General features: G+C 73.3%; 14 protein-coding genes. 12 read left to right on the top strand and 2 right to left on the bottom strand.

Annotation, left to right across the window (positions count from 1 at the left end; all coding sequences use genetic code 11):
• Positions 1-28 precede the first annotated feature (28 nt).
• The 3 genes from FHX81_RS36885 (at position 29) to FHX81_RS40980 (ending at position 1,985) form a co-directional block, all read left to right on the top strand.
• Complete coding sequence (locus tag FHX81_RS36885; RefSeq protein WP_141983097.1) at positions 29-1,138, top strand: glycoside hydrolase family 53 protein; 1,110 nt, start codon at positions 29-31, stop codon at positions 1,136-1,138.
• 335 nt (positions 1,139-1,473) lie between these two features.
• The gene (locus FHX81_RS36880; RefSeq protein WP_246108150.1) at positions 1,474-1,818 is read left to right on the top strand and encodes a hypothetical protein; all 345 of its coding nucleotides are present in this window, start codon (positions 1,474-1,476) and stop codon (positions 1,816-1,818) included.
• Entirely contained in the window at positions 1,815-1,985 is a 171-nt protein-coding gene (locus FHX81_RS40980) for a hypothetical protein (protein ID WP_170232306.1), read from the top strand. The genes FHX81_RS36880 and FHX81_RS40980 overlap by 4 nt, the downstream gene beginning before the upstream one ends.
• Positions 1,986-2,053: 68 nt before the next feature.
• Here the strand turns inward: FHX81_RS40980 and FHX81_RS36875 are convergent, their stop codons facing one another.
• Positions 2,054-3,316 carry a COG1470 family protein gene (locus FHX81_RS36875; protein ID WP_141983095.1) on the bottom strand — a complete coding sequence of 421 codons (1,263 nt, stop codon included), beginning with the start codon at positions 3,314-3,316 and terminating at the stop codon, positions 2,054-2,056.
• 176 nt (positions 3,317-3,492) lie between these two features.
• Here FHX81_RS36875 and FHX81_RS36870 point away from each other — a divergent pair, with 176 nt between their 5' ends.
• The 8 genes from FHX81_RS36870 (at position 3,493) to FHX81_RS40975 (ending at position 13,085) form a co-directional block, all read left to right on the top strand.
• A complete protein-coding gene (locus FHX81_RS36870; RefSeq protein WP_141983094.1) occupies positions 3,493-4,116 on the top strand; it encodes a helix-turn-helix transcriptional regulator in 624 nt (207 codons plus the stop codon).
• A gap of 110 nt (positions 4,117-4,226) precedes the next feature.
• A complete protein-coding gene (locus tag FHX81_RS36865; protein WP_246108149.1) occupies positions 4,227-7,265 on the top strand; it encodes a hypothetical protein in 3,039 nt (1,012 codons plus the stop codon).
• Positions 7,266-7,311: 46 nt separating this feature from the next.
• Positions 7,312-8,094, top strand: coding sequence for a Pvc16 family protein (locus tag FHX81_RS36860; protein WP_141983093.1), 783 nt, complete (start codon positions 7,312-7,314; stop codon positions 8,092-8,094).
• 145 nt (positions 8,095-8,239) lie between these two features.
• Positions 8,240-10,339, top strand: a complete 2,100-nt coding sequence (locus FHX81_RS36855) for an ATP-binding protein (RefSeq protein WP_141983092.1) — start codon at positions 8,240-8,242, stop codon at positions 10,337-10,339.
• A gap of 138 nt (positions 10,340-10,477) precedes the next feature.
• A complete protein-coding gene (locus FHX81_RS36850; RefSeq protein ID WP_141983091.1) occupies positions 10,478-12,004 on the top strand; it encodes a phage tail sheath family protein in 1,527 nt (508 codons plus the stop codon).
• A gap of 21 nt (positions 12,005-12,025) precedes the next feature.
• Positions 12,026-12,469, top strand: a complete 444-nt coding sequence (locus tag FHX81_RS36845) for a phage tail protein (protein ID WP_033440650.1) — start codon at positions 12,026-12,028, stop codon at positions 12,467-12,469.
• Positions 12,469-12,930: a hypothetical protein gene (locus tag FHX81_RS36840; RefSeq protein WP_141983090.1), complete on the top strand. Its 462-nt coding sequence runs from the start codon at positions 12,469-12,471 to the stop codon at positions 12,928-12,930. Before FHX81_RS36845 ends, FHX81_RS36840 begins: the two co-directional genes overlap by 1 nt.
• Complete coding sequence (locus tag FHX81_RS40975; protein WP_170232305.1) at positions 12,927-13,085, top strand: DUF6760 family protein; 159 nt, start codon at positions 12,927-12,929, stop codon at positions 13,083-13,085. Before FHX81_RS36840 ends, FHX81_RS40975 begins: the two co-directional genes overlap by 4 nt.
• Positions 13,086-14,240: 1,155 nt before the next feature.
• Here FHX81_RS40975 and FHX81_RS36835 read toward each other — a convergent pair.
• Positions 14,241-14,780, bottom strand: a complete 540-nt coding sequence (locus tag FHX81_RS36835; protein ID WP_141983089.1) for a hypothetical protein — start codon at positions 14,778-14,780, stop codon at positions 14,241-14,243.
• Positions 14,781-15,195: 415 nt separating this feature from the next.
• On the opposite strand from FHX81_RS36835, the gene FHX81_RS36830 reads away from it, so the two are divergent.
• Positions 15,196-15,549: a hypothetical protein gene (locus FHX81_RS36830; protein WP_141983088.1), complete on the top strand. Its 354-nt coding sequence runs from the start codon at positions 15,196-15,198 to the stop codon at positions 15,547-15,549.
• The last annotated feature ends 3 nt before the right edge of the window (positions 15,550-15,552 follow it).

Raw genomic sequence — 15,552 nt, 5'->3', positions numbered from 1 at the left:
GCCGGCACCGTCGATCAAAGGAGATCGGATGTCCGGATCCCACCGGACGGCCCGCGCCGTCCTCGCCCTGGCGACCGCCGCCCTGCCGCTGACCACGCTCACCCCGGCCGTGTCCGCGGCCGGCACGCTGAGCATGCTCGGAGCCGACGTCTCGACCGCGCAACGCGCGCTGGACCTCGGGGCGAAGTACTACGACGCGTCCGGCGTCGCCCGGGACCCGCTCGACATCCTCAAGGGCGCGGGCGTCAACTACATCCGCCTGCGCGTGTGGAACAACCCGCGCAGCGGCTACAACAACAAGGCCAAGGTGCTGGCCTACGCCAGGTCGGTGAAGGCCAGGGGTCTCAAGCTGCTGGTCGACTTCCACTACTCCGACACGTGGGCCGACCCGGGCAAGCAGTACAAGCCGGCGGCGTGGGCCGACCACGGGATCGGCCAACTCCAGACCGACGTCTACAACTACACCCACGACGTGTGCAGCAGCCTCAAGGCGCAGGGCACCACGCCGGACAGCGTGCAGATCGGCAACGAGATCAACGTCGGCATGCTGTGGAACGACGGCAAGGTGGTGAACAACGACTTCACCAACCTCAGCCTGCTGCTCAAGGCCGGGTACAACGCGACCAAGGCGTGCAACAGCGGCACCCAGGTCATGATCCACACGGCGAACGCCGACAGCCTCGACCACGCGCGCTGGTTCTACGACGGCATCCGGGCCAAGGGCGTCGCCTGGGACATCACCGCCCTGTCGTACTACTGCATGTGGCACGGCACGCTGAGCACCCTCTACAACGTCATCACCGACGTGCGCTCCCGCTACGGCAGGAACGTCGTGCTCGCGGAGACGGCCTACCCGTTCACCACCGGGAACGCCGACGGCACGGGCAACTCCATCACCACCGGCTGCAGCGGCTACCCGCTGACGTGGTCCGGCCAGGCCACCAACTTCACCCACGTGCAGAACACCGCGCGCAACGCGGGCGCGATCGGCGTCTTCTACTGGGAACCGACCTGGTACGCCGTCCCCGGCAACGGCTGGGACCCCGCCGACATCGCCGGCAGCGGCAACGGCTGGGACAACATGGCGGTCTTCGACTGGTCCGGCCGGCTCAACCCGAACGTCCGCTGGACGCCGTGACCCGAGGCGGTGCGGGACCGTCACCCGGCCGGTCCCGCACCGCTCCACAGTGGACGCGCCGCCGCCGCGGCGGTCGTGCGGAACGGCCGTTCCGGTGGCCGCGAGGACGAACGCCCAATCACCCGTTCGGCCGAACGAGGGCGTGCGGGCGACCACCAGCCCGGGTACGGACGGGCAGACCTGCGCCGCCGGCCTTCCGGCGCACCCGTGCGGCGTGGTGGGCTCAAGCCGGCTCCCTGCCGCCGAACGGACGGGGGTCTCCGGAGGACCGGTACCGGCCCCGGTGCCGGTGCGGAGGTGTGAAGGCGATGTGGTCCCACGAGGACGGAGGTCGCGTGGCGGACGGTCCCACGCCCGAGAGGTTCGCGGGCGACCTGGTCCTCGGCCTGGCGGCCAAGGGGTGGCTGGTGGTGGAGCCGGAGGAGGCCGCGCGGGTCGTCGCCGAGCTGGAGCGGACCCTGGAGGCCGTCCGGTCGCGCGCGCACCGCATCGAGGTGTCGCGGCGGCTGCGGGACGCGGCGGGCGACGACATCCGCCCCGACGTCGACCGGCTCGTGGTCGACGCGGTCTTCGACGGTCAGGTCATGTCGGGCTCGTGGGAGCGCGCGCTGGTCGAGCTGCCCAAGTACATCGAGGCGTTCCGGTTGGCGGCGCGCAACCCGCCGCCGCGTGAGCCGTGAAGCCGACCTACGAGGACATCTCGTCGTGCGACCTGCGGTTCGAGCTGACCGCGGCGAGCGGCGACCTGCGCCACTACCGCGCCCGCGGCGACCACGCCACGGTCGAGCTGATGCTCGCCTGGATCGACGCCCTGCTCGACGAGTGGAACCGCCGCTCCCGGCGGTGAGCCCCGGGCACGACTTCCGCCGCGCACCCGAAGGGGTGCGCGGCGGTCACGTGTCCGCTGCGGTGGTCTCAGCCGGCGATGTCGCCCAGCTCGCCGCTGACGTTGAGCAGTTGCGAGCACTGCTCGGCTTGACGGCCGTTCGCCGGGGTGCCGGGCTTGGCGCAGGCGACCGTGGCGGTGACCGTGCCGTTCTCCGGGATGTCGATCGGCGTCACCCAGTGGTAGTCCTGGTTGCGGAAGGTCTCCAGCGCGATCACGGTGATCGTGCGCTCCCCGAACGCGATCGTCAGCACGCCCTCGTCGCCCTGGTGGTTGGCCAGCACGATGTCGGTGATGTGGAAGACCTTGCCCGCCGGGACGACGTAGGTGCCGGTCGCCTGCTGGCCGGCGTTCGTGCGGACCTCGACCGTGCCGGAGCTCTGCTCGCCACCGCCGCCCACCGTGCCCCGGCCCTGTCCCTGCCCCTGGCCCGGTTCACCGGCGGCCGGCTGGTCCGCCGCGCCGCCCGGTTCGTCGACCGGGCCGGCCTGCGGCTCCACGGCCTCGGCGATCTCCTGGGCGCGGCCGTCGGCGGCTTCCCGTGCCGCGCTGAGCACCGCGGGCCGCACCAGCAGCAGCCACGCCAGCAGCAGCGCCAGCAGGGCGCCGAGCAGCGACAGCAGCCACTTGGACAGGATGGGCAGCTGCACCAGCTCCCCGGCCAGCTCGTGCTCGTGCCGCTCGTCCGCCGCCAGCGCCACCACGTCCAGCCGCACCGGCCACACCGCGGGCTTGCCGAACCACAGCAGCTTCACCACCCGCACGCGCACGTCCAGCTCGGCCCGCCCGCCGGGGTCCACAGTGGTCGGTGCGGTGGTGACGGTGTGCTTGAGGTGGTCGTCGGCCTCGGGCAACGCGGGCGTCACGACGGTCGGTGTGTTGCCGTCGTTGAGCACTTCGACGCGGTAGCGCGCGCTGCGCCACGCACGGCGGCGTTTGGGGATCAGCCGGGCCCGCTGCTTCGCGAACGGCTCGACGATCACCGTGGTCTCGGTCACGACCACCGATTCCGGCCGCTCGGCGGGCACGACGCGCACCCCGAGCGGCACCTCGCCCGCGCGCACCTCGGGTGATCGGGGCGGGCGCAGCACGATGGCCACCTGCTCCGACGTCCCGGGGTACAGCGACAGCCGTGCCGGTTCGACGGTGGTCCAGGGGGCGCACCCGCCCACCACCTCGAACTCGTACGCCTCGACGATGTCACTGTCGTTGCGCACCGTCATCGTCGTGCTGGTCTCCTGACCGGGCGTGACAACCACGGTGGGGAGACCGAACTCGGTCGTTGTGGTCACCCCGGAAACGGTAGGCACGGCGCACCCGCGGCCGACAGGGAGAAAAGGGCACCATACGGGCAAACCCGTGCACCGAAGCCCTCACGCCGGTGCCCGCGAACCCCGCCGCGGCAGCAGGATCGGTGACGACGAGGTCGCCGGCCGTGCGGTCCGGCCGTTGCCCCAGGGAGGGTCGCATGAGCAGGATTCCGGTGGCCGTGTACGCCGAGGACCCCGTGCTGAAGGCCGGGATCACGCACCAGCTCCGACCGCGCCCCGAGGTGGAGGTCGTGCGGCCGGACGAAGGGCGTGAGGCCACCGTGTCGCTCGTCGTGGTGGACCGCGTCGACGACGAGACGACGCGGTTGCTGCGCCGGCTGCGGCGGTCGTCGGCCACGCGCATCGGCCTGGTGGTGGGCCGCTTCGACCAGGACGCCCTCCAGACGACGATCGACTGCGGCGTCACGGCCGTGCTCCGGCGGGCCGAGGCCGACCAGGACCGGTTGGTGGGCACGGTGTCCGCGCTGGCGAAGGGCGAAGCGGTGCTGCCCGGCGACCTGCTCGGCACGTTGCTCGACCACGTGGGCCGGTTGCAGCGCAGCGTGCTCGACCCGAACGGCCCGTCGCTGTCCACGCTCACCGCGCGGGAGGTGGACATGCTGCGCCTGGTGTCGGAAGGCTTCGACACCGCCGAGATCGCCGCCAGGACGTCGTTCTCCGAGCGGACGGTGAAGAACGTCCTGCACGAGGTCACCACCAGGCTGCAACTGCGCAACCGCGCGCACGCCGTCGGCCACGCCATGCGGCACGGCCTGATCTGACTTGCCCGAACGCCCTCCAGCCGTGCCCCGACCGTGCCCGCGCGGACCTCCGTGCCGCCGGGCGCGCCGGACCACGATTGCCCGCACCCGAACCAGACGGAGGTGGCACCTTGTCCAGCTGGCTGCCGACCCGACCCCTGGCCACGATCGGCGCGGTGGTGGCGTTGACCGCCGCGGTCGTCGTGGTGCACGACGTCACCACCTCGGTGTCGGCGTCGGTGCTCCAGGACGACCCGGTGTCCGGCCGGATCGCCTACACCGGTACCGGGCACCGCAGCCTCGGCGTCCTCGCCGGACCCGTGCCCGACCGGTTGCGGCCCACCGATCCGCTGCTCGGCGCGGGACCCGCGCACCACGACGACCACGTGTCCGCGCGCGGCGACCTCCTCGTGTTCACCAGCCTGCGTGACGGCCCCCGGCCCCAGGTGTACCTGCGCGCGTCGGACGGCTCGGTGCGCAAGCTCACCGAAGGCCTCGACGCGGGCCACCCGCGGTTGTCGCCGGACCTGCGGACGGTGGTGTTCGACTCCCGCGCCGGCGAGCGGCGCGACCTGTGGCTGGTCGGCGTGGACGGCACGGGGTTGCGGCGGCTGACCGACACCCCGTCCGACGAGTCGTGGCCGACGTTCTCCCCGGACGGCGCGACCGTCGCGTTCTCCGGTGACCGCGACGGCGGCCGGGAGATCTACCGGGTGCCGGTGGGCGGCGGCCGGGTCACCCGGGTCACCGACGAACCCGACGGCGACGCGGGCGAGCCGGACTGGAACCCGCGTGACGACCGCATCGCCTACACCCTGGACGTCGGCGGCGAACGGCGACCGCGGGTGCTCGACGGCGGCCGGGTCGGCGTGCCGCTGCTGGGCGGCGACCAGGCCGGGTGGCGCGGCCGGTGGCCCACCTGGAAACCGGACGGCACGGGCCTGCTGTTCCTCACCACCGACCAGGTGTGCTCGTGCCCGGCCGACCCGGACGTGGAGAAGGTCTACCAGGTCGACACCGGCCCGGGCCTGCCCGTCACCGCCGCGCCCGGCCTGCTGCTGGCGGAGAACCGCGCGGTCGGCTCGCCGACGTGGCTGGTGGACGCCGGCGGCGAGCACCTGGTGGTGGCCCGCACGAGCGCCGAGACGTACTTCACCGCGACGCTGCAGGACGTCCTTCCGGACGGCTCCGACCCGCGCGACCTCGGCGTGGCGGTGCTGCGGGAGGACCCGGAGAGCGTCGACGACCCGAACCTGCTGTTCCGGCCCCGCGCGGGGTTCGACCCGTGGACGCAGCGCCAGTCCTACTCCCCCGACGGGCGGACGATCGTGCTCAGCCGCTTCGAGGACGGCGACGGCGGGCGGGTGCAGCGGCTGTGGCTGGTGGACGCCGACGGGAGCGAGCCGCGGCGGCTGCCGGTGGCCGACCGGCAGCCCGCGGACTGGGAGTTCGACGCCGTGTGGTCGCCGGACGGCCGGTTCGTCGCGTTCGCGCGGCGCTCGCCCGGCGGGGTGCGCCCGGACGGTGGCCTGAGCCGGATCGTGGTGGTCGAGGTGGCCACCGGTGCGGTGGCGGGGCGGTTGGCGGCACCCGCCGACCAGGAGGACACGCAGCCCGCGTGGTCGCCGGACGGCGGCACGCTCGCGTTCACCCGCGGCCGGGTCTTCGACGGCCCGACCGGCGAAGTGCGCGACAACCACGTGTGGACGGCGCGGGCGGGGACCTGGGACGGGCAGCGGGACGTTTCGGCGGCGGTGTGCGGGTTCGACTGCGAGGTGACCGACGACAGCTCGGTGTTCAGCCCGGACGGGGGGACGCTGGCGTTCAACCGGGAGGCGGACGGCGTGCTGCTGGTGTCGTTGGCGGACAACGGGTGCCGGGTGTTGTTGCCGTCGGTCGGCACGTGCGCCGGACCGGTGACCGCACCGCCTTCGGGGCCGTTCCAGCCCCGGGACGTGTCGTTCTCGCCGGGCGGTGACCGGGTGGTGCTGACCGCGCGGCGGGTGGGTGACCTGGCATCGCCGGAGGAGTTGGTCGTGGTCGACGTGGCGACGGGGGCGGCGCGGTCGATCACCGCCGACCTGCCGGGGCGGCAGAAGGAGCCGACGTGGCAGCGTGCCGTGGACTTGGCGGTGGAGGCTCCGGAGGTGGTCGGGGAGGTGGGCACCGGGGTGGTGACGCCGGTGGCGGTGCGCGTGGTGAACCGGGGTCCGGCCGTGTCGCCGGGGACGGAGCTGACCGTCGCCGTTCCGGAGGGGGTGCGGTTGGGGGGTTTGCGGCCGTCGCGCGGGTCGTGCGACGTTGATGGGTTGCGGTGCGTGCTCGGGGCGGTGGAGCCCGGCGGGGTGGTGGAGGTCGTCGCCGACGTCGTGGGGCTGGTGGCCGGGCGGCGGAGCGTGACGTGGTCGGCGGCGGGGGCGGTGGTCGACGTGCTGCCGTCCGACAACTCCGCTTCGACCGCTGTCCCGGTGCGCGACCCCGTCGTCCCTGCGCCTCCTCCGGCTCCTGTTCCCGCGCCCGTGCCATCGGCCGGTCCTTCGCTGGCGGTGGTCGTGCAGCCGAATCCGTCCTACGTGGGCGGACGGGCGACGGCGATCTTCACGGTCCGCAACGGTGGCGGCGCGTTGGCGACGGGGCTGCGGCTGGACTTCGCGCTGCCCGCTCAGGTGCCGGTGGCTTCGGTGCCGCCGGGGTGTTCGACCGCGGGGTGCGCGGTGCCGGACCTGCCGCCGGGCGCGTCGCAGGTGGTGCAGGTCGTGCTGGCGCCGGACGCGGCTCTGGAGACGACGGTGCGCGGGACGTTGCGCACCTCGGGCACCGATGCCGATCCGGCGGACAACGCGGCTTCCGCGCCGATGCGGGTGCTGTTGCCGCGGATCGAGGCCGTGCCGCCGATCGGGGAGCCGGGTTTCGTGACGTCGGTGCGCGGCGTGGACTTCCCACCCGGCGTGCCGGTGCGCTTGTCGTGGTCGCCGGGGATCACCGCCGCCGCCACCCCGACCACCCCCCGCCCGGACGGCGGTTTCACCGCGCAACTGCTGATCCTGGCCAAGGACCAGACCGGCCCGCGCACGATCACCGCCGCCGGCCCCGGCTTCCGCCCGGCCACCACCGACTTCCTCGTCGTGCCGGGCTCGTTCGGCCCACCCGACATGGTGCGCCGCCGATGACCGCCCGCCCGCACCCCACCCACAACTGCCGCCGTCGGAGGTCACCGTGATCCACGAGGTCGACGAGGGCATCCGCCGCCTGCTCCACGCCGGCGGCGTCCCCGGCGGGGGCGGCGAGCTGGCGTTCGAAGCACCCACCACCGACTGGACCGCGCGCCGCAACGCCCCCACCGTCAACGTGTTCCTCTACGACATCCGCGAGGACCAGACCCGGCGCAGCACGGGCAACCTCGAAGTCCTCGCCCGCGACCACCTGGTGGCCCACCGCCGACCACCCCGCTGGTTCCGGCTGTCCTACCTGGTCACGGCCTGGACCAACCGCCCCCAGGACGAACACCGCCTGCTGTCCGAGGCACTGGCCTGCCTGGCCTGCCACAGCCGGCTGGCCGAGGAGTGGCTGACCGGCTCACTGGCCGACCTGGACCTGACGGTACTGGTGGAGTCGGGCGGCCCGGTCTCCGAGGGCCGCGCCGCCACCGACGTGTGGTCCGCCCTGGGCGGCCGGCTGAAACCGGCCATCAACCTCGTCGTGACCGCCCCGGTCGCCGGCCCCCTGACCCCACTACCCCCTACCGCCGACGCCGGCCTCGTCCTGGTCGACCACCCCGACAACGCCCCCCGACGCCTGCGCTACGACGACAACCCGCACAACACCCACCCACAGCACACCGGGCCCGAGCACACGGGTCCCGAGCACACCGGGCCAGGCAGCAGCCCCGAAGGCTCCGACGACCGCAGCCCCGGCGACCGCCTCTCCCCCGAGCACGGCTTCGCTCCCCCGCGCCCCCGCCCACCCGACCGCCGCCGCCGCAACACCCCGATCCGCTGACCACCCGACCACCGGGGCCGACCACCTCACCGCGGGTGGCGGGGTGCCGGCCCGCTGTCCGTCCAGCCGCCGACTCGTCCCGCTGTCGCGGCCAACGGCGAGCGGCCGCCCGAGCCCTCCTCGACCACGACGACAGGGTGGTGCGATGACTACGACGGTTCCCACGCCGAAGGTGGAGTCCGAGACGACGCCGACACCGGGAAGGGCAGCCGACCTCGCGTATCTCTGGGCGCGGTTGGCGGTGGTGGAGTGGCGGGTCCGGCGGGCGGTGGCGGGGAGGGTGGTGGAGGAGCCCGAGGTCGATGATCCGTATCGGGGGCTCTACCTGACTCCTGATGCGGTGCGGCGGGTGCTTGACGGGCGTGCCGAGCCGGTGGCGCCGCAAGGCGAGCCGGATCTCGATGAGCTGGCCGCGTTGGTGCCGGAACCCGGTCCCCGGTTGGTGGCGGTGCAACGCCGGTTCGGGTTGCTGCCGGTCGACGTCGACTTCCTCCTGGTGGCCATGGCGCCGGACGTCGACGCCCGGTTCGAACGGCTCTACGCCTACCTCAACGACGACGTCACGCGCCGCCGGGCGACGGTCGGGTTGGCGTTGGAGCTGTGCGGCCTGCCGGCGGCCGGGGCGGCACGGTTCCGGTTCGCGGGGTCCGCGCCGCTGATCACCGCGGGACTGCTGGAGATCCGGGACGACGAGCGGCCCGCGTTGTCGCGGACGTTGCGCGTGCCCGACCGGGTCGTGGCCCACCTCCTCGGTGACGACGAGCCCGACCCGGCCATCGGCGACACCGCGCGGCTGGTCTCCGCCCGTCCCACGACCGACCCGCTGGCCCACCGGATCGGCCAGGCGCTCGGCAGGGGCATCACGACCGTCCACCTCCGCGACACCGACGGTGACGCGGCCCGCGTCGCGGTCGATGCCCTGGCCGTGACGAACCGGGACGCGGTGGTGCTGGACGTCGCGGCCCTGGCCGACCGCGCCCACCCGCCCGTCGCCGCACTGGTCCGGGAAGCCCGGCTGCGGGGCGCGGGGCTGGTGCTCGGTCCGCTGGACACCCTGCTGCCCGAACGGATCGCGCTCATCCGGGACGTCGTCGCGCAGTCGGGTGACGTGCCGCTGGTCCTGCACAGCCGGCGGCACTGGGACCCGCGGTGGACGTCGCGGCAGGTGGTGTCGGTGCCCGTGCCGGCGTTGGACGCGGACCGCAGGGCCGAGCGCTGGGCACGGGCGCTCGCGGACGTCACCGGCACGGCGGCCGATCCCGCGCTCGTCGAGGACCTGGCGGGCTACCGGCTGGGCGCGGACGAGGTGGACCGCGCGGTGACGGCGGCGGCGCGGTTGGCCGTGGTGGAGGATCGGCCGGTCGGGTTGGCGCACGTCCGAGCCGGGGTCAGGGCGCAGAGCGGTGCGGGACTGGAGCAGTTGGCCCGGCGCATCACCCCGGCCGTGGACTGGGACGACCTGGTGCTGCCCGAGCCGACCCGGCGCCAGTTGGACGAGCTGGTGATGCGCGCACGGCACCGTGACCGGGTCCTCGGGCAGTGGCGGATGCGTCCCGGCGGTGGGCGGGGACGCGGGGTGGTGGCGTTGTTCGCCGGCGAGTCCGGCACGGGCAAGACGATGTCGGCCGAGGTGGTGGCCGGAGCGGTCGGCATGGACCTGTACGTGGTGGACCTGTCGTCGGTGGTGGACAAGTACATCGGCGAGACGGAGAAGAACCTGGAGCGGATCTTCACCGAGGCCGCGGGTGTGCACGGGGTGCTGTTGTTCGACGAGGCGGACGCCGTGTTCGGCAAGCGGTCGGAGGTGAACGACGCGCACGACCGGCACGCCAACACCGAGTCGGCGTACTTGTTGCAGCGCATGGAGTCCTTCGACGGCATCGCGGTGCTGACGACGAACCTGCGGTCCAACATGGACGAGGCGTTCACCCGGCGGATCGACGTGATCGCCGACTTCCCGGTGCCGGACGCCGCGCAGCGGCTCGCGTTGTGGGACCGCTGCCTGGGCGACCGGGTGCCGCGGGCGGACGACGTGGACCTGGCGTTCTGCGCGGAGCGGTTCGAGCTCGCGGGCGGGTCGATCCGGGCGTGCGCGGTGACCGCCGCCTACCTCGCCGCGGCCGGTGCGCGGCCGGTGCGGATGGTCGACGTGATCGCCGCCGTGCAGCAGGAGTACCGCAAGTTGGGCCGGCTCGTGCTGGCCGGCGAGTTCGGGCCGTGGCTGGCGGTCGACGCGGCCGGCTGACACCGGACCCGGTTGCCTGTTGGGGCAACGGGAGTGCCCGGGGCAGGGACCGCCGGTCCTGCCGCGACCGGGTCGCGGGCGCGAGGCTTGTGGTGCCAGACCGGGAGACCGGAGCGGATGAGCAGAGAAGGAGCGACCATGCCGCAGTACCTCTCGCCCGGCGTGTACGTGGAGGAGGTCCAGACCGGTGCGCGCCCGATCGAGGGGGTCGGCACCGCGGTGGCGGCCTTCGTGGGCTTCGCCGAACGCGGTCCGTTCCACGAGCCGACCCGGGTCGCCAACTGGAACCAGTACGTGCGCGAGTTCGGCGGCTTCGTCGAGGACGCCTACCTGCCGCACGCCGTCTACGGCTACTTCGCCAACGGCGGCGGTGCGGCGTACGTGGTGCGGGTGGGTGGTCCGGCCGGTGACGCCGATGCCGAGCCCGCTGCCGCGACGCCCGTGACGCTGGGCGGGTTGCGGGTCTCCGCGCTGCCTTCCGCCGGTCCGGACCTCTCCGTGGAGGTCGCCGACGCCGACGGCGAGAACCCGCCGGACGACCGCTTCAAGCTGCTGGTCCGCCAGGGCGACAAGGTGGTGGAGACGTTCGAGGTGTCCACCCGCAAGAACCTCAAGAACTACGTGGTGACGCAGGTGGCCGAGCGGTCGAAGCTGATCGAGGTCGCCGAGCGGTCGACCAGCGCGTTGGCCCGGCCGGACAAGCAGTCGGTGGCGGTGCCCGCGCCGAAGGCGCCCAAGGCGCCCAAGGCCGTCGCGCTGGACGCGCAGGAGTACGTCGGCGACGCGGCGGCGCGGACCGGGTTCGGCGGTCTGGAGAACGTGGACGAGGTCACCATGGTCGCGGTGCCGGACTTGATGAGCGCCTACCAGCGCGGTCTGATCGACTTGGAGGGCGTGCAGACGGTGCAGGCCGCCGTCATCTCGCACTGCGAGCAGATGGGCGACCGGGTCGCGGTGCTGGACGCGCCGCCCGGCATGTCGGCGCAGCGGGTGCACAAGTGGCGCATGGAGGAAGCGAACCACGATTCGCGGTACGCCACGCTGTACTTCCCGTGGATCAAGGTGTTCGACCCGGTCGGTGGCCGGAACACGCTCGTGCCGCCGTCCGGTCACGTCGCCGGGGTTTGGGCGCGCAGCGACGCCGAGCGGGGCGTGCACAAGGCTCCCGCCAACGAGGTGATCCGCGGTGCGGTGGACCTGGAGCTCGCGTTGAGCAAGAGCGAGCAGGACCTGCTGAACCCGGTGGGCGTCAACTGCGTGCGCACGTTCCCCGGCCGGGGCATCCGCATCTGGGGTGCGCGCACGTTGTCGTCCGACCCGGCGTGGCGCTACCTGAACGTGCGGCGGCTGTTCAACTTCCTGGAGGAGTCGATCCTCCTGGGCACGCAGTGGGTCGTGTTCGAGCCGAACGACGACCGGCTGTGGGCGGGCATCCGGCGCAACATCACCGCGTTCCTCACCGAGCAGTGGCGTCAGGGCGCGTTGTTCGGCCGCACGCCGGACGAGGCGTTCTACGTGAAGTGCGACCGGGACAACAACCCGCCGGAGTCGGTGGACCTCGGCCAGGTGGTGTGCGAGATCGGCGTGGCGCCGGTGAAGCCCGCCGAGTTCGTGGTCTTCCGGCTCTCCCAGTTCTCCGACAACACCAGCCTCGTCAGCGAGTAGCACCGAAAGGCGGCACCAGCCATGGCAGACGGCGACGCTCTCTCCACCCACATCTTCGGCCTCCAGCTCGGCGCGTACATGGTCGAGTCGTTGCAGGAGGTCAGCGGGGTGACCATCGAGGAGGACGTGGTCGAGATCTCGCAGGTGACCCCGCAGGGCAAGCCGTTGCTGCGCAAGCAGCCGGGTGCGCGCAAGGGCGGCGAGATCACCGTGACCAGGGGGATGGACAAGAGCAAGGAGTTCACCAAGTGGCTCAAGGAGACGGTGAACAAAGGTGACGTCGAGACGGCGCGCCAGAACATCACGATCGAGATCATGAACAGCAAGGGCGAGACGGAGCGGCGGCTGAACCTCGTCAACGGGTGGGTCAGCAAGTGGGAGGGCCCGTCGCTGAAGGCGGGCGAGTCGAGCGCGGCGATCGAGAAGGTGACCATCACCTTCGAGGACATCACCCTGGAGGACTGATGAGGCGGCGGGTGATCGGGCTGGACTCGTTGGACGAGCTGGCCGAACCGGTCGAGAGCGGGCAGCGGGCGGTGGTGGCGCGGGAACCCGCGCTGCGCACCGAGTTCGACTTCGAGCTGCCGCGCGGGTACGTGGACGCGGAGGGCGTGGTGCACCGGGCCGGCCGGATGCGGCTGGCCACGGCTCGGGACGAGCTGCGGCCGCAGATCGACCTGCGGGTCAAGGAGAACCCGGGCTACCTCAGCGTGCTGCTGCTCAGCGTGGTGATCACCGAGCTGGGCACGGTCGACGAGGTGAACGTGGGTGTGGTGGAGCGCATGTACGCCACGGACATCGCGTTCCTGCAGGACTTCTACCGGCGGATCAACAGCGAGGGGCACACCCGCGCCGGGGTGACGTGCCCGTCGTGCGGCAGCGGGTTCGAGGTCGACCTGGCCGGTGGTCGCCTGGGGGAATCGTGACGTACGCGGCCGACCGCCTGCACGAGGAGGTCGCGTACGTGGCCTACCACTTCCACTGGTCGTGGGACTCGATCGTGGACATGGAGCACCACGAGCGCAGGCGCTGGGTCCGTGAGATCGCGCGCATCAACACCAGGGTGAACGAAGGGGGGTGAGGTGGTGGGTTTCTGGGACAGGTTCCGCCGCAGGGCCGTGGCCGGGACGCCGGAGCCCGTGCGGCGTCCTCCGGCCGGTGGCTGGCGCGCGGTTCGGCCGATGGACGGGGTGATCGGGCGGGCGGGCATCGCGGTGGGTGACGGGCTGCGGTTCCGGGACGGGTTGGCGTCGTGGCAGGACCACACGCTGGGCGGGCAGTTGGGGCACGCCGTGCTGCCCGGTGCTCCGGCGGGGGTGATGCACGGGGTGGTCCGGCACACCGGGGAGGCCGGTGCGCACTCGGGGGACGATCAGCTCACGGTCGCTCTGCGGCCCGGGTTGGACGGGGCTGGGTCGGCGGCCGGGTCGGGTGGTGGCGGGACGGTCGCCGCCGGGCCGGTGGTCGCCCGGCGGTCGGCTGCCGCGTCGGAGCCGGTCGTGCAGCGGTCAGCCGCTGCGGTCACGCCGCCGGTTTCGCCGCAGGCGGTGGCCACGCCGGTGTCGGCGGTCGATGGGCAGGCAGCGGGACCGGCGGTCGTTCAGCGGGCAGCGGCCACGGCGGTACCGGTGGTGGGGCCACGGTCGGCAGCCACAGCGGTGCCGGAGGCCGATCCCCGGGCAGCGACCACGCCCGTACCGGCGGTCGTTCAGCGGTCGGCAACCACAGCGGTGCCGGAGGCCGATCAGCGGACAGCGGCCACGACCGTGCCGGTGCTCGGTCGGCAGTTGGCGGCCACGCCGGAACCGACGGGCGGTCACCAGGCAGCGGCCATACCGGAGGCCGGTCACCAGGCAGCAGCCACAGCGGTACCGGACACCGGTCGTCAGGAAGCGGCTACAGAGGTACCGGCGGTCGTTCAGCGGGCAGCGGCCACAGCGATACCGGTGGTCGGTCGGCAATCAGCGGCCACGGCAGTACCGGAGGCCGGTCAGCGGGCAGCGGCCACAGCGGTTCCGGAGGCCGGTCAGCAGGCAGCGGCCACAGCGGTTCCGGTGGTCGGTCAGCAGGCAGCGGCGACAGCGGTACCGGAGGCCGGACACCAGGCAATGCCCTCGGCGGAACCGGCGGTCGTTCAGCGAGCGGCGGTAGCGGCGGCACCAGTGGTCCGTCGGCAGGCAGCGGGTACGGCAGTGCCGGCGGGCGGTCACCAGGCGGCAGCGGTGCCGGCGGTCGTTCAACGGTCGACCGCCGTGCCGATCCGGCCGGTGACCGAACAGCCGGTGGGCACCTCGGTGCCGCCGGTCGCCCGGCAGCCGGAGCCGGCACCGGTGGTCGCCACGTTGTCGGCGGCCGACCCGACGTTGCCGGTGGTCGGGAGGTCGATGGGAACGCAGCAGCCGGAGGCCGACCCGGTGCCGGCCGTCGAGGGGCAACCGGTGGTCGCCCAACGGTCGGTGGACACGTCGAGGCCGCCGGTTGCGGAGCAGCCGGCGGTCACCCCGGCGGCGGTCGGCCGGCAGCCGACGGGGCCAGTGGTCGCGCAGCGGTCGGTGGATACGCCGGGGGCGGCGGTCGCGGAGTCGTCAGCGGCCGGCCCGGTGCCGGTGGTGGTGCGGAGGGAGGCGGCCGGTCCGGTGCCCGTGCGGACCCTCGGCGCGCCGTTGACCGTGGCACGGCGGGAGGTGACGCCGTTGCGGCCGGTCGCCGTCGCGAGACCGCTGAACGCACCGGTGGTGCGGCGCCGGGCCGTGCCGGACACGGCACTCCAGCCCACAGCACCCGAGCCTCCGCACGACGTCCCGAAGAGCACCAACAGCCAAGGGAACGTCCCGCGTGTCCCACGGTCGGGACCGCTCCTGGGTGAACCACTCGCGCAGTTGCCGGCCACGGCCGTGATGCAGCGCGGGTCGACCGGACCCGTTCACGGTGCAGCCGACACCGTCCAGCGAAAGCCCAGGCCAGGACCACCGCCGCGCGAGCCGCTCACCCCACCCGCCCACACCGCACCGCAGTCCGCCGAGCAGCCGGATCTGCCGGTCGTCCCCCTGTCGCGCCCGCCCGTCCAACGCACCACCACCGCTCCTCTCATCCCTCAACGGCCACTGGTCTCCCCCACCACCACCGACCCCACTCCCACCACATCCCGAGCGGTTCCGGTCCGGTGGACGTCATCGGAAAGCGGAACCGACGTGCAGCGCGCTGTGGCTCGCCCGACGCCCCCGGTGGACCCGCCCGACGCGACGTCCGACCGGCCGATCGCCCCGGCCTACCCGCCGGTCGTGGTCGCGCCACCGGCACCCGTGCAGCGGACCCCGGCCCCGACCCAGATCACGACCCGACCCACCACCGCCCAACGAGCCCCGAACCACTCGACGAAGTCCAAGCAGCGCGGGAACACCGGCAAGCCCAAGCCACCCCAACCGGATCGCACCGACCTGGACGACCTCGCCCGTCGGCTGCTCGAACCGGTCGGCCGGCTCCTGCGCGCCGAGCTGCGCCAAGGCCGCGAACGCGCCGGCCTGCTGCACGACCGCCGCCGCTGACCG

This window comes from Saccharothrix saharensis (genome assembly GCF_006716745.1).
Taxonomy (GTDB): domain Bacteria; phylum Actinomycetota; class Actinomycetes; order Mycobacteriales; family Pseudonocardiaceae; genus Actinosynnema; species Actinosynnema saharense.
Note: the sequence above shows the minus strand (reverse complement) of the source record. Positions and strands in the feature narration are given on the sequence as shown.